The sequence below is a fragment of the Rhabdothermincola salaria genome, assembly GCF_021246445.1.
Lineage (GTDB): Bacteria > Actinomycetota > Acidimicrobiia > Acidimicrobiales > Acidimicrobilacustridaceae > Rhabdothermincola_A > Rhabdothermincola_A salaria.
The window spans coordinates 12,954-35,971 of record NZ_JAJQXW010000006.1 but is presented as its reverse complement, the minus strand read 5'-3'; the positions used below and the strand labels follow the sequence as shown (position 1 = coordinate 35,971).

23 protein-coding genes are annotated in these 23,018 nt (G+C 68.9%); all 23 read left to right on the top strand.

The window, feature by feature from the left end:
• The first annotated feature begins 102 nt into the window (after positions 1-102).
• Positions 103-1,230 (top strand): c-type cytochrome, encoded by a 1,128-nt coding sequence (locus LUW87_RS18035; protein ID WP_232672601.1) that lies wholly within the window; start codon positions 103-105, stop codon positions 1,228-1,230.
• 5 nt (positions 1,231-1,235) lie between these two features.
• Positions 1,236-2,180 carry a hypothetical protein gene (locus LUW87_RS18030; RefSeq protein WP_232672600.1) on the top strand — a complete coding sequence of 315 codons (945 nt, stop codon included), beginning with the start codon at positions 1,236-1,238 and terminating at the stop codon, positions 2,178-2,180.
• 3 nt (positions 2,181-2,183) lie between these two features.
• Complete coding sequence (locus LUW87_RS18025) at positions 2,184-2,651, top strand: NADH-quinone oxidoreductase subunit A (protein WP_232672599.1); 468 nt, start codon at positions 2,184-2,186, stop codon at positions 2,649-2,651.
• On the top strand, positions 2,652-3,239 hold the full coding sequence (locus LUW87_RS18020) for an NADH-quinone oxidoreductase subunit B (RefSeq protein ID WP_232672598.1): 588 nt from the start codon (positions 2,652-2,654) through the stop codon (positions 3,237-3,239).
• Positions 3,240-3,241: 2 nt separating this feature from the next.
• Positions 3,242-3,781 carry an NADH-quinone oxidoreductase subunit C gene (locus LUW87_RS18015; protein ID WP_232672597.1) on the top strand — a complete coding sequence of 180 codons (540 nt, stop codon included), beginning with the start codon at positions 3,242-3,244 and terminating at the stop codon, positions 3,779-3,781.
• 82 nt (positions 3,782-3,863) lie between these two features.
• A complete protein-coding gene (locus LUW87_RS18010; RefSeq protein WP_430300545.1) occupies positions 3,864-5,138 on the top strand; it encodes an NADH-quinone oxidoreductase subunit D in 1,275 nt (424 codons plus the stop codon).
• Positions 5,138-5,752 (top strand): NADH-quinone oxidoreductase subunit NuoE family protein, encoded by a 615-nt coding sequence (locus LUW87_RS18005; RefSeq protein WP_232672595.1) that lies wholly within the window; start codon positions 5,138-5,140, stop codon positions 5,750-5,752. Before LUW87_RS18010 ends, LUW87_RS18005 begins: the two co-directional genes overlap by 1 nt.
• Positions 5,752-7,098, top strand: coding sequence for an NADH-quinone oxidoreductase subunit NuoF (gene nuoF, locus LUW87_RS18000; RefSeq protein WP_232672594.1), 1,347 nt, complete (start codon positions 5,752-5,754; stop codon positions 7,096-7,098). Before LUW87_RS18005 ends, nuoF begins: the two co-directional genes overlap by 1 nt.
• A complete protein-coding gene (gene nuoG, locus LUW87_RS17995) occupies positions 7,091-9,823 on the top strand; it encodes an NADH-quinone oxidoreductase subunit NuoG (protein ID WP_232672593.1) in 2,733 nt (910 codons plus the stop codon). The genes nuoF and nuoG overlap by 8 nt, the downstream gene beginning before the upstream one ends.
• A 147-nt stretch (positions 9,824-9,970) precedes the next feature.
• Positions 9,971-11,176, top strand: coding sequence for an NADH-quinone oxidoreductase subunit NuoH (gene nuoH, locus LUW87_RS17990; protein ID WP_232672592.1), 1,206 nt, complete (start codon positions 9,971-9,973; stop codon positions 11,174-11,176).
• Between the two features lie 2 nt (positions 11,177-11,178).
• Complete coding sequence (gene nuoI / locus LUW87_RS17985; RefSeq protein ID WP_232672591.1) at positions 11,179-11,865, top strand: NADH-quinone oxidoreductase subunit NuoI; 687 nt, start codon at positions 11,179-11,181, stop codon at positions 11,863-11,865.
• Positions 11,866-11,868: 3 nt separating this feature from the next.
• Positions 11,869-12,471, top strand: coding sequence for an NADH-quinone oxidoreductase subunit J family protein (locus tag LUW87_RS17980; RefSeq protein WP_232672590.1), 603 nt, complete (start codon positions 11,869-11,871; stop codon positions 12,469-12,471).
• On the top strand, positions 12,471-12,776 hold the full coding sequence (nuoK, locus tag LUW87_RS17975) for an NADH-quinone oxidoreductase subunit NuoK (RefSeq protein WP_232672589.1): 306 nt from the start codon (positions 12,471-12,473) through the stop codon (positions 12,774-12,776). The genes LUW87_RS17980 and nuoK overlap by 1 nt, the downstream gene beginning before the upstream one ends.
• 7 nt (positions 12,777-12,783) lie before the next feature.
• Positions 12,784-14,838: an NADH-quinone oxidoreductase subunit L gene (nuoL, locus tag LUW87_RS17970; protein WP_232672588.1), complete on the top strand. Its 2,055-nt coding sequence runs from the start codon at positions 12,784-12,786 to the stop codon at positions 14,836-14,838.
• A complete protein-coding gene (locus LUW87_RS17965) occupies positions 14,838-16,463 on the top strand; it encodes a complex I subunit 4 family protein (protein WP_232672587.1) in 1,626 nt (541 codons plus the stop codon). The genes nuoL and LUW87_RS17965 overlap by 1 nt, the downstream gene beginning before the upstream one ends.
• Complete coding sequence (locus LUW87_RS17960; protein ID WP_232672586.1) at positions 16,460-18,100, top strand: NADH-quinone oxidoreductase subunit N; 1,641 nt, start codon at positions 16,460-16,462, stop codon at positions 18,098-18,100. Before LUW87_RS17965 ends, LUW87_RS17960 begins: the two co-directional genes overlap by 4 nt.
• Before the next feature lie 158 nt (positions 18,101-18,258).
• A complete protein-coding gene (locus LUW87_RS17955; protein WP_232672585.1) occupies positions 18,259-18,633 on the top strand; it encodes an NADH-quinone oxidoreductase subunit A in 375 nt (124 codons plus the stop codon).
• 14 nt (positions 18,634-18,647) lie between these two features.
• On the top strand, positions 18,648-19,124 hold the full coding sequence (locus LUW87_RS17950; RefSeq protein WP_232672584.1) for an NADH-quinone oxidoreductase subunit B: 477 nt from the start codon (positions 18,648-18,650) through the stop codon (positions 19,122-19,124).
• A complete protein-coding gene (locus tag LUW87_RS17945) occupies positions 19,111-19,797 on the top strand; it encodes an NADH-quinone oxidoreductase subunit C (RefSeq protein WP_232672583.1) in 687 nt (228 codons plus the stop codon). Before LUW87_RS17950 ends, LUW87_RS17945 begins: the two co-directional genes overlap by 14 nt.
• Complete coding sequence (locus LUW87_RS17940; protein ID WP_232672582.1) at positions 19,794-20,969, top strand: NADH-quinone oxidoreductase subunit D; 1,176 nt, start codon at positions 19,794-19,796, stop codon at positions 20,967-20,969. Before LUW87_RS17945 ends, LUW87_RS17940 begins: the two co-directional genes overlap by 4 nt.
• Positions 20,966-22,003, top strand: a complete 1,038-nt coding sequence (nuoH, locus tag LUW87_RS17935) for an NADH-quinone oxidoreductase subunit NuoH (protein WP_232672581.1) — start codon at positions 20,966-20,968, stop codon at positions 22,001-22,003. The genes LUW87_RS17940 and nuoH (LUW87_RS17935) overlap by 4 nt, the downstream gene beginning before the upstream one ends.
• Complete coding sequence (locus tag LUW87_RS17930; RefSeq protein ID WP_232672580.1) at positions 22,004-22,507, top strand: NuoI/complex I 23 kDa subunit family protein; 504 nt, start codon at positions 22,004-22,006, stop codon at positions 22,505-22,507.
• Positions 22,507-23,016 (top strand): NADH-quinone oxidoreductase subunit J family protein, encoded by a 510-nt coding sequence (locus LUW87_RS17925; protein WP_232672579.1) that lies wholly within the window; start codon positions 22,507-22,509, stop codon positions 23,014-23,016. Before LUW87_RS17930 ends, LUW87_RS17925 begins: the two co-directional genes overlap by 1 nt.
• Positions 23,017-23,018: the final 2 nt, after the last annotated feature.

Here is a 23,018-nt window from a genome sequence, read left to right as displayed (position 1 = left end):
CACCGTGAACACCGGCATGATCATCCAGGGTGCCCCGATCGGGGTCAACACCACCGGCCAGGAAGCCGAAGGACCCCACTGCGTAGGAGCCGGATCCCATTGATGTCGAACCTTCTCGCGACCGTCGTGCTGGCCAACACCCAGCGCACGATCGGCATCATCGTCGCCATCGTCCTCATCGTCGGCTTCGGCATCGGAGTCATCGTCAACATGCGCAAGGGCCGGGCCGAGGTCGGCTCGGAGCTCGAGCTCGCCGCCAACCGCCGTCCCTACATGGACGACGAGGAGCTCGAGACCAAGAAGCTCGATCGCACCCTCGGGCTGGGTCTGGCCACCCTCGCCGTCATCGGTGTCACCCTGCCGCTGTACTGGCTGGCCGAACCCGGTCGCCAGGAGGACGCGGTGGCCAACTTCGAGGAGGTCTTCGTCTCCCGCGGTGAAGACCTCTACGTCAACGGCGCGCAGTGCGCCTCGTGCCACGGCCCCGAAGGTGTGGGGGGCGTGGCCAACTTCACGCTCACGGGCGACAACGGCGACTTCATCGCCAGCGTCAGCTGGAAGGCGCCGTCGCTCGACGACGTGCTGTTCCGCTACACCGCCGAAGAGGTCAAGTCGATCCTGATCTACGGCCGTGCGTTCTCGCCCATGCCGGCGTGGGGAGCCGAGGGCGGAGGTCCGCTCACCGACCAACAGCTCGACAACATCGTCGACTACCTCTTCAGCATCCAGCTCAGCGCCGAGGAGGCCCGCGCCGCCGTCGACGAGCAGATCGAGACGGTCTGCGCCCCCGACGCCGACGGCAATTGCACGACGAACGACCCCGCCAGTCCCGGTGGCAGCGTGCGTTACGAGACCCTCGGTGAGGCCATCTTCAACCTCGGCCTCTACGACGGCTTCGCCGGCGGCTCCTACTCCTGTGGGCGTTGCCACACCAAGGGCTGGTCCTACGGCGAGCCCCAGGTTCCCGGTGGCGGAGCCATGGGCCCCAACCTCACCGGCGGTTCCACCCTGCGCCAGTTCCCCACGGCGCAGAGCCAGATCGACTTCGTCACCAACTACCAGCCGTTTGGTACGGCCTACGGCCAGTTCGGCCTCTCCGAGGGGGCCATGCCCGGCTTCGGGGCCAACCCCAACGCCATCGATCCCGAGACGGCCCGGCTGAGCCCCGACCAGGTGATGCTCACCCAGGAGCAGATCGCGGCCGTCGTCGAATACGAGCGGAGCCTGTGACCCCGATGCTTGCCACCGTCAACCTCTTCGCCGGCCTCGCCTGGGACCCGGGCATCCGTGGCATCCTCATCGTGGTCGTCGGCGTAGGCGTGCTGTGCGGGTCGGTCTACCTGCTGCTCGGCACCAACGTGGGCGCCCGCCTGGGCCTGCTGCTGTCGCTCGCCGGCTTGGCCGGCTGGATGGTCATCCTCACCTTCATCTGGTGGCTGATGCCCCCGGCCATCGGGCCGCGAGGCGAGAACCCGTCGTGGCAAGCCGTCGAGATCTACGTCGACGGCCCGGAGACACCACGCACCGACGCGGCCGAGCAGCTGCCCCAGCCCGAAGACCTGCCCCAGGCCGACCGGATCCTGGCCGAGAACCCCGAGCTCTCCGAGGAGTACCCCAACGGGTTCCTCATCTCGGAGTTGACCACGTCGCATCCCGAGCTCCTCGAGCAGTACCTCGACGAAGAGGCCCTCAACGGCTGGCGCATCATCTCCCCGAGCGCCGCCGGTGAGGCCCAGGCGGCCGCCGAGGTGGCCCTCGTCGACGCCGGCTACTTCGGTGGCCCCACGGAGTTCGAGCGCCTCGACACGTTCTCCTTCGGCGGCAAGCAGACCCGGGCCGAGGCCTGCCCCGACGACGGTGCGCTGTGCCGGGCCTGGTACCGGGTGCGCAAGAGCTTCCAGTTCACCCACCCCACCCACTACGCCATCGTGCAGGTGCAGGCCGTCATCGAGCAGACGCCGGTCGAGGGTGAGGCCCCGCCCCTGCCCGAGGTCGACCCCGACGCGCCGGTCGTCTCGGTCGTCATGGTCCGTGATCTCGGCAGCGTGCGGCTCCTGCCCTTCCTCTACTTCGTGATCTCGACGTCGTTGTTCGTCCTGTTCGCCTGGGTCCTGCACAGCCGTGACAAGACCCTGATGAAGAACAAGGCCGCCGCCGAGGCCGCCTCGAAGGACGCCTGAGCCATGGGCCAGTACCTCCCCATCTTCGCCATGCTGGTGCTGGCCCTGCTGTTCGCCGGGCTCAGCCGAGTGGCGTCGAGGCTGCTGGCTCCCCGTAGCCCGTCGGTGCCCAAGTCGGCGCCCTACGAGTGCGGCATCGTCCCCAGCGTCGACCCGCCGGAGCGCTTCCCGGTGAAGTTCTTCCTCGTGGCCATGATCTTCATCGTCTTCGACATCGAGATCGTGTTCTTGTTCCCGTACGCCGTCGTGTACCGCGAGCTCGGCGGCTACGGCATCGTTGCGATCGTCATCTTCGTGGCCGCCGTCTTCGAGTCGTTCGTCTACCTCATCGGCAACGGCGCCCTCGACTGGGGTCCCATCCAGCGGGTGCGCACGTCACCGCTCGTCTCGCCGGCCCGGTCGATCACCAGCACCATCCGGCGAGTGGGCACCGAGGGCCGCGAGCCCGTCACCAGTGGGGAGGCCGCGTAGATGTCCAACGAGTCCCGCCCCGTAGGGGGCCTGCTCGATGCCGGCCTCGAAGGCCTCGAGCACAACTTCCTCACCGGCCCACTCGAGGAGTTCGTCAAGTGGGCCCGCTCCCGCAGCGTGATGCCGGCCACCTTCGGGCTGGCCTGCTGCGCCATCGAGATGATGGCCGCCGGCGGTCCGCACTACGACATGGCCCGCTACGGCATGGAGGTCTTCCGGGCCTCCCCCCGCCAGGCCGACCTCATGATCGTGGCCGGGCGGGTCTCGCAGAAGATGGCCCCGGTGCTGCGTCAGATCTACGACCAGATGGCCGAGCCCAAGTGGGTCATCTCCATGGGCGTGTGCGCCTCGAGCGGTGGCATGTTCAACAACTACGCCATCGTCCAGGGCGTCGACCAGGTCGTCCCGGTCGACGTCTACGCCCCGGGCTGCCCCCCCACGCCCGAGACCCTCATGCACGCCATCCTCACCTTGCACTCCAAGATCCGTGGCGGTGAGCTCACCCGACGGCCGGGTGAAGGTGCCGGCATCGTGATCGAGCAGCACCAGGGCCCCGCCCCCACGCCCGTCGCGCTCGGACGGAGCTGATCGTGGCGGACGACGAGACCACCGAAGGTCCCGAGGGCGCCGACGAGGCGACCGCGGTCGACGAACCCGAGACGCGCCACGGCGCACCGCTCATCTGGTCGCACGGCCAGGCCGTGCTCCACACCGGTCTCGAGCAGTACCGGCCCCTGATCGAGGCGCTCCACGACGAGGGCTTCCTGGTCTGCATCGACCTCACCGTCGTCGACTACCTCGCCCACCCGGGTCGTGCCCTTGCGCCCGGCATCGACCCCGAGCGCTTCGAGGTCGTGGTCAACCTCTTGAGCCACGCCCGGCGAGAGCGGGTCCGGGTCCGGGTCCAGGTGCCCGAATCCGAACCGGTCGCCCCGTCGCTCTTCGACCTCTACGCCGGCACCGAGGCCATGGAGCGAGAGGCCTACGACATGTTCGGCGTCGCCTTCACCGACCACCCCGACCTCACCCGCATCCTCATGCCGGAGGACTGGGTCGGTCACCCGTTGCGCAAGGACTACGACGCCGGCCGCATCCCCGTGCAGTTCAAAGCTGCACCGGCCAACCGGTGAACCAGGCGGTATCTGCCCGATGAGCACCACCCACGACGCCCCCGCGGCCAACGTCGCCCAGACCTCCGAGGGAGGTCAGGAGATGCAACCTCGCGACGTGCTCGACGCCGCCGAACGGCTGCGCGAGCTCGGCGCCGTCCTGCGTCTGTCCGAGACCGAGGCCGCCGACCTCCAGTCCCAGCCGTCCCCCGACGGCGAGACCATGCTCATCAACATGGGGCCCCAGCACCCCAGCACCCATGGGGTGCTGCGCCTCATGCTCGAGCTGCGCGGCGAGACCGTCCTGCGCTGCAAGCCGATCATCGGCTACCTGCACACGGGCATGGAGCGCACCGGCGAGGAGCTCACCTACCTCCAGGGCCCCACCAACGTCACCCGCATGGACTACGCCGCGCCGTTGTTCACCGAGCTGGCGTTCTCGCTCACCGTCGAGAAGCTCCTCGACATCGAGGTCCCCGAGCGGGCGGTGTGGATCCGAATGCTCATGACCGAGCTGAACCGGATGTCCTCGCACCTGCTGTTCATGGCGACCAACGGCATGGACCTCGGTGCGGTGTCGATGATGCTGTACGGCTGGCGCGAGCGCGAAGAGGCGCTGCGGTTCCTCCAGGAGGTCACCGGCCTGCGGATGAACCACAACTACATCCGCCCCGGCGGCGTGGCCGCCGACCTGCCCGACGGGTGGCACGGCGGCGTGGAGCGCCTGCTCGACCTGCTCCCCGAGCGCCTCGACGAGTACGAGACGCTCATGTCGAACCAGCCGATCTGGCAGGAGCGCCTCCAGGGCATCGGCGTGATCAGTGCGGAGGAGTGCCTCACCCTCGGGGTCACCGGCCCGATCCTGCGCTCCACCGGCTACGCCTGGGACCTGCGCCGCGACCTGCCCTACCTGGCCTACGACCAGGTCGACTTCGACGTCGTCGTCGGCAGCTACGGCGACTGCTTCGACCGCTACGCCATCCGCCTGGCCGAGATCCGCGAGTCGATGAAGATCGTGCGCCAGTGCCTCGAGCGCATGCCCAAGGGCGACTACCGGATCCAGGACAAGAAGGTCACGCCGCCGCCCCGCGCCCGCATCGACGAATCGATGGAGGCGCTCATCCACCACTTCAAGATCTTCACCGAGGGCTTCAAGGTGCCCGAGGGCGAGGCCTACGTCTCCGTGGAGAGCCCGCGTGGCGAGCTCGGCTGCTACATCGTGAGCGACGGCTCCCCGAACCCCTACCGCATGCACGTCCGGGCCCCGAGCTTCGTGAACCTCCAGGCCCTCCCCCACATGATGCACGAGGGCCTGATCGCCGACGGGGTGGCCATCATCTCGTCGGTCGACCCGATCCTCGGCGAGGTCGATCGCTGATGCCGCGCTTCACCCCTGAGAACCTCACCGTCGCCCGCGAGATCGTGGGTCGCTATCCCCGGCCCAAGTCGGCGCTGATCCCGCTGCTGCACCTGGCCCAGGAGCAGGACGGCCACGTCACCGACGAGGCCATGGCCCACATCGCCGAGCTGGTCGGCGTCACATCAGCCGAGGTGCTGGGCACGGCCAGCTTCTACGAGATGTTCAAGTTCGAGCCGGTCGGGCGCTACATGGTGAACATCTGCACCAACATCTCCTGTCAGCTCCTCGGTGGCGAGGAGCTCCTCCACCACGCCGAGCAGCGCCTGGGCATCGTGCCCGGCCAGACCACCTCCGACGGCGTGTTCACCATCGAGGATGTCGAGTGCATCGCGGCCTGCACCGAGGCCCCGTGCCTGCAGGTCAACTACCGGTACTTCCACAAGATCACCCACGACGAGTTCGACCAGCTCGTCGACGACCTCCGCGGCGGCCGGCGCGACGACATCCCGCCCCACGGCACCCTGGCCCGGGTCCGCCAGCACATCCCCGTCGAACGCCGGGCCGGCAACGTCACCCCCGAGGACACCGCCATCCCGGTGTGGATGTCCGCCACCGAGGAGCGCGAAGCCTGATGGCGATCACCGACGCCCCCAAGATCATCACCGGACGGTTCTCCGACCCCGAGAGCCACACCCTGGCCCGCTACGTGGCCACCGGCGGCTACGCCGCCCTGCGCAAGGCCCTCACCATGAGCCCGGCCGAGGTGCACGAAGAGGTCAAGACGGCCAGCCTGCTCGGCCGCGGTGGGGCCGGGTTCCCCGCCGGCGTCAAGTGGGGCCTGACCCCCGCCGACGTGTGGCCCCGCTACCTCGTGGTCAACGGCGACGAGAGCGAGCCCGGCACCTACAAGGACCGCCTCCTCATGGAGCGCGATCCCCACCAGCTCATCGAGGGCGTCCTGCTGGCCTGCTACGCCGTCGGCTGCAGCCAAGCGTTCCTCTACGTGCGCGGCGAGATGGCCCTGGCCCAGGAGCGCATCGCCGCCGCCCTCAACGAGGCGTACACGGCCGGCTACGTGGGCCGCAACATCCTGGGCTCGGACTTCTCCCTCGACGTCGTGCTCACCTGGGGTGCCGGTGCCTACATCGTCGGCGAGGAGACCGCCCTCATCGAGAGCCTCGAGGGCAACCGGGGCATGCCCCGGCTCAAGCCCCCGTTCTTCCCGGCGGCCAAGGGCCTGTACATGCAGCCCACCATCGTCAACAACGTCGAGACGCTGTCGAACCTGCCGTGGATCGTGACCAACGGTGGCCAGGCCTTCGCCGACCTCGGGGCCGAGAACTCCCGCGGCACCCGCGTCTTCGCCGTCTCGGGCCATGTCCGCAACCCCGGCGTGTTCGAGGTCGAGTTCGGCGTCACCACCTTCCGCGACCTGATCTACGCCCCGGTCTACGCCGGGGGCATCCAGGGCGACCACCAGCTCAAGGCGTTCATCCCCGGTGGGGCCTCGGCGCCGTGGTTCTACGAGGAGCACCTCGACCTCCCGCTCGAGAAGGGCACCGTCGACCGCGCCGGCTCGATGCTTGGCTCGGGGGCCATCGTCGTCATGGACGAGACCACCGACGCCGTGAAGGCCTGCCTGCGCGTCGTGCGCTTCTTCGCCCGCGAGTCCTGCGGCAAGTGCACACCGTGCCGCGAGGGCACCACCTGGCTCGAGAACATCCTCCAGCGCATCCACGACGGGTACGGCCGCACCAGCGACCTCGACCTGCTCATGGACGTCTGCGACAACATCTCACCGGGCATCGCCTGGCCGCCCAAGCAGACCACCATCTGCCCGCTCGGCCCGTCCGCGGTCTCGCCCATCGCCTCCGCGCTGCAGCGCTTCCGTCCCGAGTTCGAAGCCGCCATCGCCCGGGCCGAGGAAGCCCGGATGTCGGTGCCCGTCGACTTCCCCAAGGCCGCCGCCCATGCCTGATCCCGAAGCTCCTCCCACCGACGGTGTGGCCGTCGAGATCAACGGCGCCGAGTTCGTGGCCCACAAGGGCGAGCTGTTGATCGAAGCCGCCGAGCGCAGCGGCGTCTACATCCCCCGCTTCTGCTACCACGAGCGCATGCGGCCGGTGGGCATGTGCCGCATGTGCATCGTCGAGGTCGACACCGGCCGAGGGCCGGCCCTGCAGCCCAGCTGCATGCTCGAGTGCACCCCCGGCATGAAGGTCGACACCGAGTCCGACACCGTCAAGAAGGTCCAGGACGGCATCCTCGAGTTCCTCCTGATCAACCACCCCCTCGACTGCCCGGTCTGCGACAAGGGCGGCGAGTGCCCGTTGCAGGACCAGACCATGGCCTACGGCCCGGGGGAGAGCCGCTTCGTCGAGGAGAAGCGCCACAAGGAGAAGCCCATCCCGATCAGCGACCTGGTGCTGCTCGACCGCGAGCGTTGCATCCTGTGCGACCGCTGCACCCGCTTCGCCAAGGAGGTGGCCGGCGACCCGCTGATCCACTTCATCGACCGAGGCAACCAGACCGAGGTCAACACCTTCCCCGACGAGCCCTTCTCGTCGTACTTCAGCGGCAACACCGTGCAGATCTGCCCGGTCGGGGCCCTCACCGCCTCGAGCTACCGCTTCAAGGCCCGCCCGTGGGACCTCGAGGTCACCGAGTCCACCTGCCAGGGCTGCGCGGTCGGCTGCCGCATCGCCATCGACTCCTCCCGCGACCAGGTGCTGCGCTTCAACGGCGTCGACGTCGACCCCGTCAACTGGGGTTGGCTGTGCGACAAGGGCCGGTTCGGCTTCGAGTCCATCGAGGCCGAGGGCCGTCTCACCGATCCGCTCGTCCGCGAGGGCGATGCGCTGCGCCCGGCTCGTTGGGGCGACGCTCTCGGCCGCGCCGCCGATGCCCTGGGTCGGGCCTCCAGCCCCGCCTCCATCGCCGTCATCGGCGGGTCCCAGCTCACCAACGAAGACGCCTACGCCTGGGCCAAGTTGGCCAAGGGCGTGCTCGGCACCGACAACGTCGACGCTCAGCTGGGCGACGGCTTGCCGGCCGAGGCCGCGCTCGGCCTGCCCAAGGCCTCCATCGACCAGGTCTGCACCCCGGGCGGCACGGTCGTGCTGCTGGCGCCCGACCTCAAAGAAGAGCTCCCGGTGCTCTTCCTGCGCCTGCGCCACGCCGTGGTCGAGGATCGCGTCACCCTCGTCGAGCTGGGGGCGCGCAGCAGCGGTCTCAGCGAGCTGGCGTCGTCGTCGCTGCTGTACCGCCCGGGCGACGCCGCCGAGCTGGCGCGTGCGCTCGTCGCCCCCGTTGACGCCACCAAGGAGGTCGCCGGGCTCTCACCGGCGGCCGTCAACGAGGTGCGGGCCCTGCTGGCCGCGGCCGACGGGCCCGTCTCGGTGGTCCTCGGGCGTCCGTCGGTGGCCGAGTCCGCCGACGGCGTGGTCGAGGCCGCCGCCGTCCTGCTCCAGGCTCGTCCCGACACCCGCTTCCTCTCCGCCCTGCGGCGAGGCAACGTGCACGGGGCCCTCGACATGGGCCTGGCCCCCGGGCTGCTGCCCGGCCGGGTCACGCTCGACGACGGGGCCGACTGGTACCGCAACGGCTGGTCCTCGGTGCCCGAAGCCCGGGGCCTCGACACCGCCGGCATCCTCGCCGCCGCCGCTGACGGTCGCATCGATGTCCTCGTGCTCCTCGGCGCCGACCCGGCCGTCGACTTCCCGGACCACGACCTGGCCGAGCGCGGCCTCACCGGTGCTCGCACCGTGATCGCCGTCGACACCTTCCTCACCGAGTCGTCCCGCCGGGCCGACATCGTCCTGGCGGCCGCGGGCTTCGCCGAGAAGGCCGGCACCACCACCAACATCGAGGGTCGCGTGTCCACCCTCTCCCAGCGGGTGACCCCGCCGGGGACGGCCCGTCCCGACTGGATGATCGCCGCCGAGCTGGCGTCGCGCCTCGGCTCCGACCTCGGGTTCGCCTCGGTCGAGTCGGTCTGGGCCGAGATCGAGCGGCTCGCCCCCGCCCACGCCGGCGTGACCCGTGAGCTCGTGGTCTCCGAGGGCGGAGCCGAAGGCATCCTCGTCCCGCTCGCCGCCCACGCCGAGTCGCTCGCCGAGGAGCCTGCCGACGCCGCCGGCGGACCCTCCAGCGCCGAGGCCGACGCCCTGGCCACCCAGGCGGCGGCGTCCGAGGACCAGGCCGAGACCCAGGCCCTCGAGGCCGAGGCCACCGCCGCCGAGGCCGAGGCCACTGCCACCGACCTCGCCGACCACGACGGCGAGCTCGCCGACCAGACCGTGTCGGCCGAGCCCGCCGCCCTCCCTCGTCCGGAGCTGCTGTGCCACGTCCACGTGGCCGCCAGCCCCGCCCCGCCGCTCGACGCCTACAGCCTGCGGCTGGTGGCCACCCGCAAGCTCTACGACCTCGGGACGCAGGTCCAGGCCGCGTCGTCCTTGTCCGGCCTCGCCCCGGGCACCGAGCTGCGGATCAACCCCTACGACTTCGAACGCCTCGGTGTGGCCGACCACGACCGGGTCGTCGTGCGTTCGGCGCGCCACACCGTCACCGTGCCCGTCGCCGCCGATCCCGGCGTGCCCCGCGGGGCCGCAGCGCTGGTCGTGAACCAGCCCGAGGTCCGGGTCACCGACCTCATCGACGCCACGGTGCCGGTCACCGACCTGCGCATCGAGACCGCCCGGTGACGGGTCCGTGGGCACCGGTGGCAGCCGGCCGACGAGCAGAGTTGCGCGACCCCACCTCCGTGCGATGGGCTAGGCCGTCCCCTTGCGGGCGTGGCCTGACCCCGGCCCCCCGCGTCCACCCCGAGACCGACGACGGAGGCAGTTTCGATGCTGGGCGGTGATCCCCTCCTCGCCGGCAACATCGACCTCGCCGTCGTCCTCATCGTGGTGTTGAAGGTCGTCGTCGTCTTCGTGCTGTTGCTGGTCTCGACGATGCTGATGGTGTGGTTCGAGCGCAAGGTGGTCGGCGACCTCCAGAACCGCATCGGCCCCAACCTGGCCGGACCCTTCGGCATCCTCCAGACCCTCGCCGACGGCACCAAGTTCTTCTTCAAGGAAGACCTGATCCCCGACAAGGCCGAGCGACGGGTCTTCATCCTCGCCCCCATGCTGTCGGTGATCCCGGCGTTCCTGTTGTTCGCCATCGTCCCCATCGGGGGCGACTTCACGGGAGGCAACAACGGCACCGTCGAGCTGTTCGGCAAGGAGACCTATCTCCAGCTCGCCGACCCGCCCATCGGCGTCCTCTTCGCGCTGGCCATGTCGTCGGTCGCCGTCTACGGCGTGATGCTCGCCGGCTGGTCCTCGGGCTCCAAGTACCCGTTGCTCGGTTCGGTGCGGGCCTCGGCCCAGATGGTCTCCTACGAGGCTGCGCTCGGGTTGTCGGTCGTGGCCGTGGTGTTGCTGAGCGGCTCGCTCAGCACGCACGACATCGTGCTCAACCAGGCCGGCAGCGGATGGGGCTTCCTGCCCAACTGGAACATCCTGCTCACGGGGCTCGTGCCGTTCGTGGTGTTCCTCGTCGCCAGCCAGGCCGAGCTGAACCGGCCGCCCTTCGATCTCGTCGAGGCCGAGCAGGAGCTCGTCGGTGGCTTCCACACCGAGTACTCCTCGATCCGCTTCGCCCTGTTCTTCCTGGCCGAGTTCATGAACAGCATCACGATGGCCGCCATCATCGTCACGCTCTTCCTCGGCGGTCCCGCCGGCCCCGCCCTCATCGGCCCGGGTTGGCTCTGGGGCATCATCTGGTTCTTCGTGAAGGTCGTCATCTTCCTGTTCGGCTTCGTGTGGGTGCGCGCCACCCTTCCCCGCGTGCGCTACGACCAGCTGATGGACCTGGGCTGGAAGGTCCTCATCCCGCTCTCGCTCGGCTGGGTGCTGGTGCTGGCCGTCATCCAGGTGGCCCTCGACCAGGACTGGAACGCCGGCCTCGTCGTCGGCGGCACGCTGGCGCTGTTCGGCATCGGCTTCGGCCTGCTGAAGCTGGCGTTGTCCACATCCAAGGCCCGCCGACTCGAAGGGGTGGTGGACTAGCCATGGGCTATCTGGGCGGATTCCTCGTCAGCCTGCGCCAGATGGGGCGCAAGCAGCGCGTCACCACCGAGTACCCCAAGGAGAAGGCCCCCAAGCCGATCCGGGTGCACGGTCGCCACGTCCTCAACCGCTACGAGGACGGCATGGAGAAGTGCATCGGGTGCGAGCTCTGTGCCGGCGTGTGCCCGGCGCGCTGCATCTACGTCCGCGGGGCCGACAACCCGCCCGACGATCCCGTGTCGCCGGGCGAGCGCTACGGCTACGTCTACGAGATCAACTACCTGCGCTGCATCCACTGCGACCTGTGCGTCGAGGCCTGCCCCACCGAGGCCATCACCGAGTCGAAGATGTTCGAGTTCTCGTTCACCAACCGGGCCGACGCCATCTACACCAAGGAAGAGCTGGTGGTCGACGACGACGGGCGTCCTCAGCACCTGCCCTGGGAGGACTGGCGACCCGGCGAGGACGAGCACACCTCGGCCTGGATGCGCGCCACCGCGCCGTCCGGCGACGCCCGCTTCGAGGGGTCGGTCGGCTGGTCGGGTGAGCTGGGCTACGGCGTCCGCGCCCCCGAGGACGGCCAGGAGCTCAAGGACCGGGTGACCACACCGGCGGACTTCGTGGACGAGGACGGTCACGACGACCACGGCCACGACGCACCCGGTCACGACGATCACGGGGGGCACTGACTCTTGGAAACCGCCGTCTTCGTCATCTGCGCGGTCGTCGTGTTGGCCGGTGGCCTCGGGGTCATCGTCTCGCGCAACCCCGTGCACTCGGCGCTCAGCCTGGTGGCCTGCCTGTTCGGCATCGCCGTGCTGTTCCTCAACCAGGACGCTCAGCTCCTGGCCGCCGTGCAGGTCATCGTCTACACCGGCGCCATCGTGGTGCTGATCCTGTTCGTGCTCATGCTCCTCGGCGTCGACCAGGAAGAGGACCTCACCACCGAACCCCTGGTGGGCCAGCGGGCGCTGGCGGGCCTGGTCGGGGTGGTCCTCGTCGGGGCGGTGCTCGCGGTGCTGGTCATCAGCGGCTCCGACGCCGTCACCGGGGCCCGGTCGGTCACCGGGGCCCTCGAGGAGGGTGCCGGCAACATCGCCCAGATCGGGCGCCAGCTGTTCACCACCTACGTCTTCCCGCTCGAGATCACCGCCGGGCTGCTCACCATTGCCGTGGTCGGCGCGGTCGTGCTCTCCCGTCGACCCAAGGACGTCGAGCCCATCGGTGAGCCGGCCTCCATGACCGACCAGGGCGACGAGCCGCTCACCGCCCCCGCCGAGGGAGACGAGCACTGATGCGCAACCTCGACATGGCCTACCTGGTGCTGTCGGCCGTGCTGTTCGGGCTCGGTGCGGTCGGACTGCTGGTGCGCCGCAACCCGCTCGTCATGATCATGTGCGTCGAGCTCATGCTCAACGCCGTCAACCTGTCCTTCGTCACGTTCGGCGTCATGCTCGACGACATCACCGGGCAGGTGATCGTCTTCTTCGTGTTGGTGGTCGCCGCCGCCGAGGTCGTCGTCGGGCTGGGGCTGGTCGTGGCCGTCGTCCGGCGCAAGCCCGGTGCCACCGCCGACGACATCAGACTGCTGAGGGGCTGAGGCACCGATGGTCGAACTGCTCTGGCTGATCCCTGCCCTGCCGCTCGCCGGCTTCCTGGTCCTGCTGTTCTTCGGCTCGCGCATCGGTGAGCCCGTCGCCGGCTGGCTGGCCACGGCCGCCGTGGCCGGTTCGTTCGTCACGGCCGTGGTCGTGTTCCTCGGCCTGCGCGACCAGCCCGGCGACCTCTACGAGCTGACTCTCTTCGAGTGGATCCCGGCGGGCACCTTCCAGGTCGACGTGGGCTTCCTGCTCGACCCGCTCTCCATGACGATGGTGCTGTTCGTCACCGGGGTGGCCTCGCTGATCCACCTCTACTCCATCGGCTACATGCACGGTGACAGCCGGTTCCCCCGCTTCTTCACCTACCTGAACCTGTTCGTCTTCTCCATGCTGATGCTGGTGCTGGGCGACAACCTGATCCTCACCTTCCTGGGCTGGGAGGGCGTGGGCGCCTGTTCGTACCTGCTCATCTCGTTCTGGTTCGAGAAGGACGCCAACGCCAGCGCCGGCAAGAAGGCCTTCATCACCAACCGCATCGGCGACTGGGGCTTCATGGTGGCCACGTTCGCCGCCTTCTTCGCCTTCGGCACCGTCAAGTACACCGAGATGCTCCCCGATGCCGCCGGACTGGCCGTCAGCACGGCCACCTTCATCGGGGTGATGCTGTTCATCGGGGCCATCGGCAAGTCGGCCCAGTTCCCGCTCTTCGTGTGGCTCCCCGACGCCATGGCGGGTCCCACCCCCGTCTCGGCGCTCATCCACGCCGCCACCATGGTCACCGCCGGTGTCTACCTGCTGGTGCGGGTCAACCCCATCCTCGCCGCCGCGGCCGACTGGCTCCCCACCCTCATCGCCTGGGTCGGTGTGCTCACCGCCTTGTTGGCCGCCACCATCGCCCTGGCCCAGACCGACATCAAGAAGGTGCTGGCCTACTCCACCGTCAGCCAGCTCGGCTACATGTTCCTGGCCGTGGGCTCGGGTGGGTACTCGGCGGCCATCTTCATGATGATCGCCCACGCGTTCTACAAGGGCCTGCTCTTCCTCGCCGCCGGCTCGGTCATCCACGGCATGCACGAGGAGCAGGACATCCGCCGGATGGGCGCCCTGCGCAAGGTGATGCCCATCACCGGCGGGATGTTCCTCGTCGGCTGGCTCTCCCTCGCCGCCTTCCCGCCCCTGTCGGGCTTCTGGGCCAAGGACGACGTCCTCGCCTTCGCCCTGCACAAGAGCCCGGTCCTCTACGTGCTCGGCCTGCTCGCCGCCCTGCTCACCGCCCTCTACATCACCCGCGAGACCATGATGGTCTTCTTCGGGGAGGCCCGGTGGGGCAAGAGCGTCGACGACGAGCTGGCCGCCCAGGCCGCCCACACCGGCCCCGGTGCCGACGGTGCCGACGGCGAGGTCGTCGTCGGCGAGCAGGGCGAGGCCAACGCCGTGGGGGAGGCCACCGTGGCCACCGAGACGGCCTCGGGCCCCGACCACGCCCACGCCGCGCCCGAGCCGGTCCCGGCCCACGGGGTCACTCCCCACGAGTCGCCCTGGGTCATGACCGTGCCGCTGATGGTGCTGGCGGTGTGCGCCGCCTTCGCCGGCTTGCTCAACCTGCCGTTCAACGACTCGCTGAAGTTCCTCGACCACTGGCTCGAGCCGGTCATCGGTGAGAACCAGGCCCAGTTCGAGACCTCCGGAGTGAAGCTGGCCTTCGAGCTCGGCATCTCGGCGTTCCTGTCGGCCACCGGCATCGCCATCGGTTACTTCACCTACATCCGCCACCGGTTCCCGGCGACCTTCATCGAGCAGAAGCTGTTCCTGCACGGCTGGTACATCGACAGCTCGATCTCGCGCTTCATGGGCGGGCCCGGCCAGCGACTCTTCGAGCTGGCCGCCCTCTTCGACCGGGTGGTGATCGACGGCGCCGTCAATGGCGTCGGGCGGGCCACCCGCGGCGGTGCCGCCCGCCTGCGCACGGTCCAGAACGGCTACGTCCGCGCCTACGCCCTCATGATCGCCGTCGGCGCCGTGGTGGTCGTGGCCTTCGTCCTCACGCAGGTGACCTTCTAGTGCTGAGCGCCTCTCTCTTCGCGGCGGAATCGCCGAGCTTCCCGATCCTCCCGGCCCTCATCCTGGTGCCGTTCGTCGGGGCGCTGGCGATCGCGCTCATCCCCCGATCCCGGCCGGAGCTGCACCGCCAGGTGGCCGTGCTGGCCTCGCTGCTCACCGGCATCCTGGCCGCCGTCGTCGTCGTCCAGTTCGACACCGCCGACCCCGGCTTCCAGTTCACCGTGAGCCAGACCTGGGTCGAGTCCCTCGACATCAAGTTCTTCCTCGGCGTCGACGGCATCTCGCTGTTCCTCGTGGCCCTCACCGGCGTGCTGTTCCCCATCGCGCTGTTCGCGGCCAAGCCCGACCACGACGTCAAGGGCTACTACGGCTGGCTCACCGTGCTCATGGGCGGGTGCATGGGGGCGTTCCTCGCCCTCGACCTGTTCCTGTTCTTCTTGATGTTCGAGATCACCCTGATCCCGCTCTACATGCTCATCGGCAAGTGGGGCCACGGCCGCCGGGTGTACGCCGCCACCAAGTTCTTCTTGTTCACCATGCTGGGCTCGGCCTTCATGCTGGTGTCCATCGTGGCCCTCGCCGTGCTGGCCGGGGCCGGCGACGACGGTGGGGTGAGCTTCGACTTCACCAAGATCATCGCCAGCGACTCGCTGGCCACCAACACCGGACGGTGGCTGTTCCTCGGCATGGCAGTGGCCTTCGCCGTCAAGGTCCCGTCGTTCCCCTTCCACACCTGGCTCCCCGACGCCCACACCGAGGCCCCCACCGCCGGCTCCATCGACCTGGCCGGCATCCTGCTCAAGCTCGGCACGTACGGCTTCCTGCGCTTCGGCCTCGAGCTCTTCCCCGAGGCCACCGTGTGGTTCGCGCCGGTCATGCTCACCCTGGGCGCCATCGGCATCATCTACGGCGGCATCGTCGCCGCCATGCAGAAGAACCTCAAGCGCCTCGTCGCCTACTCGTCGGTGGCCCACATGGGCTTCGCCGTCATGGGGCTGTTCGCCCTCAACGTGGAGGGCATCGAGGGCTCGGTGCTGCAGATGGTCAACCACGGCATCAGCACCGGTGCGCTGTTCATCCTGCTCGGCTTCCTCTACAAGCGCCGCCACACCTACGAGATCGCCAAGCTCAAGGGCATCGCCAAGGTGGCCCCCGTCTACGCGGGCATCTTCACCGTCGTGATGATGTCCTCCATCGGTGTACCGGGCCTCAACGGCTTCGTGGGCGAGTACCTGATCCTGCTCGGCACCTTCATCTCCCACCGCTGGTGGGCCGTGGTGGCCGCCGCCGGCGTCATCGTCGCCGCCCTCTACCTGCTGTGGGCCTACCAGCGGGTCTTCCACGGCGAACCCGACGAGGACAACAAGCTCTTCCCGGACCTCGACCTCAGCGAACGCCTGGTCATGGTCCCGCTGCTGTTCCTGATCGTGTTCCTCGGCGTGTACCCCAAGCCCGTCCTCGACCGCATCGAACCATCGGTGAAGCGGGTCGTGGCCCGCATGGAGGCCGAGGTCCCGGGCTTCACCCAGCCGGTGACCCAGGACGGCCGTGAGCTCGAGATCGTCGTCGAGGGCGACGGCGCCGCCGACGACCACTCCGCCCTCGCCGAGGAGTCGGACCGATGAGCGCACTCGCCACCTTCTTCGCCCAGGCCTCGTCGGTCCCGGGGGACCAGATCGTCGAGGTGCAGGGACCATCCGTCGACTGGCGGGGCCTGTTGCCCCTCATCGTGCTCATGGTGGGCGCCCTGTTGATGCTCACTCTCTCCTCGGTGCTGCGCAGCCGGACCCCCCGCTCCTTCTACGCCATCGCCACCGTCGTCGTGGCGTCCGTGGCGGCCATCGCCACCATCCCCCTATGGGCTCGCGTCCAGGGCTGGGAGAAGGTGCTGTGGTGGGACAACGGCGCCGAGGTCATGGGGCCGTTCAGCACGGTCGGTGGCATGGTGGGCATCGACGGCTTCGGGCTCTTCGTCACCGTCGTCGTGTGCATGGCGGTCATCCTGACGGCCCTGCTGGCCGACGACTACCTGCGCCGCGAAGGCCTCGACGAGGGCCCCGCGCTCTACGTGCTCATGCTGCTCTCGGCCAGCGGCGGCGTCATGATGGCCACGGCCAACGACCTGTTGGTCGTGTTCCTCGGCCTCGAGACGCTCTCCATCGCCGTGTACGTGCTGGCCGCCATGCACCTGCGCCGGGCCCAGTCCCAGGAGTCGGGCCTCAAGTACTTCGTGCTGGGCTCGTTCTCCTCGGCGTTCTTCCTCTACGGCGTCGCCCTGGTCTACGGGGCCACCGGGTCCACCAACCTCATCGCCATCAAGGACTTCATGGCCCAGGTGGTGCCCGCCGAGAACGGGTTGCTCCTGCTCGGCCTGGCCCTGATGCTCGTCGGTCTGGCCTTCAAGGTCTCCGCCGTGCCGTTCCACGCCTGGAGCCCCGACGTCTACGACGGCGCCCCGTCGCCGGTCGTGGCCTTCATGGCCTCGGGCGTCAAGGCGGCGGCCTTCGCCGGGCTGGTGCGGGTGTTCGTCCTCACCTTCGAGAACTACGGCACCACCTGGAAGCCGATCGTCTACGCGCTGGCGATCCTGTCGATGGTGCTGGGCGCCGCCCTCGCCATCGTGCAGAGCAACGTCAAGCGCATGATGGCGTACTCGTCCATCAGCCACGCCGGCTTCATCCTCATGGCGGTCGAGGCCGGCTCGGCCGACGGCACCGCCGCCGTGCTCTTCTACCTGGCCACCTACACCTTCATGGTGGCCGGCTCGTTCGGCGTCATCACGGTCGTCGGCCGTCGAGGCGACGGACGCCACGAGCTCGCCGACTACCGGGGCCTGGCCCGCACCAACCCGCTGCTGGCGGCGGCGTTCACGTTGTTGCTGTTCGCCCAGGCCGGTGTGCCGTTCACCGCCGGGTTCTTCGCCAAGTTCTACGCCGTCACCGCGGCGGTCGACGCCTCGTCGATCCCCTTGGCCCTCGTGGCCATGGTGTCAGCGGTCATCGCCGCCTTCTTGTACCTGCGCATCGTGGTGGCGATGTTCATGTCCGGCGCCGACGACGGCGACGACGGCACCGTGCCCACGCGAGCCCAGCGCCTCCCGATCCCAGCCGGCGCCGGTCTGGCCATCGGCCTCTGCGTCGTCGTCACGGTGCTCTACGGGATCCTGCCCGACGCCCTCGTCCAGCCCGCACGCGAAGGACAACCGGCACTGGTGCAGGTCGACGACACCGACCAGGGCGTCGTCGCTCCCACCGGCCCGTGAGGCCCCGTCGCGCCCCTTCACCGGGCGCGACGGAGCCGTCCCACCCCCTGTGTCGAACCCGCCCGATCCGCCCTCGGCGGGGTGCCTTCGTGGCTCCCCGTCCCGCCTGACCAGAGGATTTCCTGCCATGTGCAGCCGTTCACTAGGCTCAGCCGCCGATGTCTGAGTACTCCGATTTCGTGCGGCAGTACCTGACGGTCGCCATCTTCGCAGGTGTCGGCGTCGGTCTGGCCGCGGGGCTCCTGGGCCTCGGTCGCATCCTGCGACCGACCCGCCCCCAGGAGCAGAAGTACCTGACCTACGAGTCGGGCGTCGACGCCGTGGGCACCGCCTGGTCGCAGAGCCAGATCCGCTACTACGTCTTCGCCCTCATGTTCGTCATCTTCGACGTCGAAGCGGTGTTCATCTTCCCGTGGGCCACCCGTCTCGAGGTCTACGGCTGGTTCGGCCTGGTGGCCATGGGCTCGGTCATCGTGCTGCTCGCCCTGGGCCTGCTCCACGCCTGGCGCAAGGGGGTCATCCGATGGGCCTAGTCGAGAGCGGACGCATGCCGAAGTCCATCGGCAAGCTCCTGAACATGAGCCGCAAGTACTCCATCTGGGCGTACCAGTGGGGTCTGGCGTGCTGCGCCATCGAGATGGGGGCCGCCTTCGCCTCTCCCCGCTACGACGTGATGCGCCTCGGCGTCATCCCGTTCCCGGCCACGCCCCGGCAGGCCGACCTCGTCGTCATCGCCGGCACCGTCACCGACAAGCTCTCGCCGGCCGTGCTGCGCCTCTACGAGCAGATGCCCGACCCCAAGTACGTCATCTCCATGGGATCGTGCGCCAACTGCGGGGGCCCCTACTGGGACAGCTACTCGGTGACCAAGGGCGTCGACCAGATCATCCCCGTCGACGTCTACGTCCCCGGTTGCCCGCCTCGGCCCGAGGCCCTGCTCGAGGGTGTGGTCCTGCTCCAGGAGCGCATCTTGAACGAGGACATGTCCGCTCGTTGGAAGGGTGATCCGATTGTCGTCGGCTGACACGTCCACCGAGACCGAGGCGCCCGAGGAAGAGGCGCCGCTCGTCGACGAGCCCCGTGAGGCCCTCCTGGGCCAGATCACCGCGGCCCTCGGCGACGCCGTCGTCGGCTCCCACATCCGTCCTCTCGACGACCTCTGGGTTCGCGTCGACCGCGACGCCTGGCCCCAGGCCGCGGCCGAGCTCAAGGCCCTGGGCTACGACTTCTTCGACTACCTCTCCGCCATCGACTGGCTGCCCTCGCCCTACGGGCGCGACATGGACGCCCAGGAGGACCTGGCGGTCCACGGCGGCGAGCCCAAGGATCCCGGGCCCCTGCAGCAGGGCTACGCCGGCGGCGACACCCGCTTCCAGGTCATCGGCCGGCTCTACTCCATCGCCGCCGGCATGGGCGTGCACCTCAAGGCCGACATCGCCGACGACGACCTGCGCATCGGCAGCTGGACCCCGCACTTCCGGGGGGCCAACTGGCACGAGCGCGAGTGCTTCGAGATGTTCGGCATCACCTTCGACGGGCACCCCAACCTGATCAAGCTGTACCTCCCGGCCGACTTCCAGGGGCACCCCCTGCGCAAGGACTTCCCGCTGCTGAGCCGCCGGGTGCGTCCGTGGCCGGGCATCGTCGACGTGGAGCCGCTGCCCGGTGAGGGCGACGACGAGGGAGAGGGCGAATGACCGCCATCAGCGAGCGCGACCAGCTCGCCTACATCGCGTCGCAGGCCGCCGACGCCCGCGTCAACGTCGAGCTCGAGACCGAGGGCATGACCCTCAACCTGGGCCCGCAGCACCCGGCCACCCACGGCACCCTGCGCATCGTCGCCAAGCTCGACGGCGAGGAGATCATCACCGCCGAACCGATCCCGGGCTACATGCACCGCGGCTACGAGAAGCTCACCGAGGTCCGCACCTACCCGCAGGTCACGGCCCTCATCAACCGCATCGACTGGCTCGGCAGCTTCGCCAACGAGGTGCCATTCATCCTCGCCGCCGAAAAGCTGATGGAGGTCGAGGCCCCGCCGCAGGCCCAGCACATCCGCACCATCCTCTTCGAGCTGGCCCGCATCGCCAACATCTCGCTGTTCCTCGGCGACTTCGGCCTGCAGCTCGGGGCCATGACGATGGGCTTCTACGCCTTCCGTGACCGCGAGCACGTGCTCAACCAGATCGAGGCGGCCACCGGCGGTCGCTTCCATCCCAACTTCGACCGCATCGGCGGCCTCAAGGACGACCTGCCCAAGGGCTGGATCGCCGAGACCAAGGCCGCCATGGCGCGCCTCCGAGCCTTCTGCGACGAGACCGAGACCCTGATGATGGGCAACGAGATCTTCCAGGCTCGTACCCGCGGCATCGGCATCATCCCCGCCGACATCGCCCTCAGCTACGGGCTCTCCGGCGCCAACCTGCGCGGCTCGGGGGTCGACTGGGACCTGCGGCGCGACGCGTGCCCGCCCGGGCTGGCCTACGACCAGGCCGACTGGAAGGTCTGGACCCACCCCGACGGCGACTGCTACGCCCGCACGTGGGTGCGTCTGCAGGAGACCCGCGAAGCCACCCTCATCGTCGACCAGCTGCTCGACTCGCTGCCCGGCGGTCCGGTCATGGCCAAGGTGCCGCGCATCATCAAGGTGCCCGAGGGCGAAGCGTACGTCGAGACCGAGAACCCCCTCGGCGCCATGGGCTACTACGTCGTCTCCAAGGGTGACCTGGTCCCGTTCCGGGTCAAGATCCGCACGCCTTCGTTCAACAACATCTCCATCGTGCCGTGGGTGGCCCGGGGCGTCTACGTCCCCGACCTCATCTCGATCCTCGGCAGCCTCTACTTCATCCTGGGTGACATCGACCGATGACCCTCCTCCTCGCCGCGTTCGACCCGCCCTACTGGCTGTCGACCGTCATCAAGGTCCTCGTGGTCAGCGCGGTGGTCCCCACCACCGCCCTCATCCTCGGCATGGTCTTCCTCTTCAAGGTCATGAGTTGGATGCAGAGCCGCCTCGGGCCTCAGGAAGCCGGCCCTCGTGGCACCCTGCAGCTGCTCGCCGACGGCGTGAAGTTCCTCCAGAAGGAGGACCTCATGCCCAACGGGGCCGACAAGTTCGTCTTCCGGGCCGCACCGATCGTCGTTCTCGTCTCGACGCTGCTCGTCTACGTGGCCATCCCCGCCTCACCGAACCTCGTCGTCGAAGACCTCGACACCGGCATCTTCTTCGTGCTGGCGGTCTCGTCGCTGTCGGTCATCGGCGTGCTGATGGCCGGTTGGGCCTCGGCCAACAAGTACTCCCTCATCGGTGCGCTCCGTGCCGCCGGGCAGCTCATCGCCTACGAGCTCCCGCTCGTGCTGGCGGTCGTCGGTGTGGTCATCCAGGCCGGCACCCTCAGCCTCAACGGCATCGTGTTCGCCCAGGCCGACGGCGAGATCTTCGGCTGGGGCGGCATCGGCAACCCGTTCATCCTCACCCAGTTCGTCGGGTTCGTGATCTTCCTCGCCGCCGTGCAGGCCGAGCTCACCCAGCCCCCCTTCGACATGCCGGTGGCCGAGTCCGAGATCGTCGGCGGCTACCAGGTCGAGTACTCGGGCTTCCGGTTCCTGTTGTTCTTCCTCGCCGAGTTCGCCACCGCCTTCGCCTTCGCGGCGATCGCATCGGTGCTCTTCCTCGGTGGCTGGGCGGTCCCGTGGCTCTCGACCTCGAGCGACTGGTACTACGTCCTCGGGCCCATCGTGCTGTTCGCCAAGGTGATGCTCGTGTCGTTCATCATCTTCTGGGTCCGCTTCACCTACCCCCGCTTCCGTGAGGACCAGCTGCAGTCCTTCGCCTGGAAGGTGCTGATCCCCATCTCACTCGTGAACATCCTCGTGACCGGCGTGCTCAAGGTGGTGCTCTAGATGCCTCAGGTCCCAGGTCTGATCAAGGGCCTCGGTGTCACGTTCGGTGAGATGGTCAAGACCCTCACCTCGGGCCCCCAGACCACGCTCTACCCCCACGAGAAGGAGCTCCCCGCGCCGCGTGCGCGGGGTGTGATCTCGCTCAAGGAGGAGAACTGCACCGCGTGCATGCTGTGCGCTCGCGAGTGCCCCGACTGGTGCATCTTCATCGAGGCCCACAAGTACCTCGCGCCTCCGCGCCGTGAGGGCGGCAAGCCCCGCCAGAAGAACGCCCTCGACCGCTTCGACATCGACTTCGCCCTGTGCATGTACTGCGGCATCTGCGTCGAGGTCTGCCCCTTCGAGGCCCTCTTCTGGAGCCCCGAGTACGAGTACTCCGAGGTCCGCATCGCCGACCTGCTCCACGACAAGACCCGCTTGGGCCAGTGGATGCAGACCGTCCCGGACTTCCCCGCCTACGAGGCCGGCTCCGAGGCCAAGGTCAAGAAGGTGCCTCGAGACTGATGCTCGCCCTGCTCGTCGCCCAGAACATCGCGTTCTACGTGATCGCCGCCCTGATGGTCTTCGGGGCCATCCGCGTGGTCACCAGCAAGAACATCATGCACGCCGCCCTCTGGCTGGTGCTGGTCCTCGCCGGCGTGGCCGCCCAGTACATCTTGTTGGCCGCCGAGTTCGTGGCCATCACTCAGGTGCTGGTCTACCTCGGCGCCATCATGGTGCTGTTCCTGTTCGGCATCATGCTCACCCGCTCCAAGATCGGCCGCACCGACGACCTCGACAACCCGGGCCCGGCCAAGGCCGTCGCCGCCGGCATCGGGGTCATCCTCGCCGGCCTGCTCGGCTTCGCCCTCTGGGACGGCTTCGAGGACCGAGAGTTCGGCGACATCGCCGTCCAGCGCACCGCCGAGGTCAGCGACTCCATCTTCTCCACCTTCTTGATCCCCTTCTGGGTGATCTCGGTGCTCCTGCTCGTGGCCCTGGTCGGGGCCATCGTCCTGGCAAGGCGGGACTGACC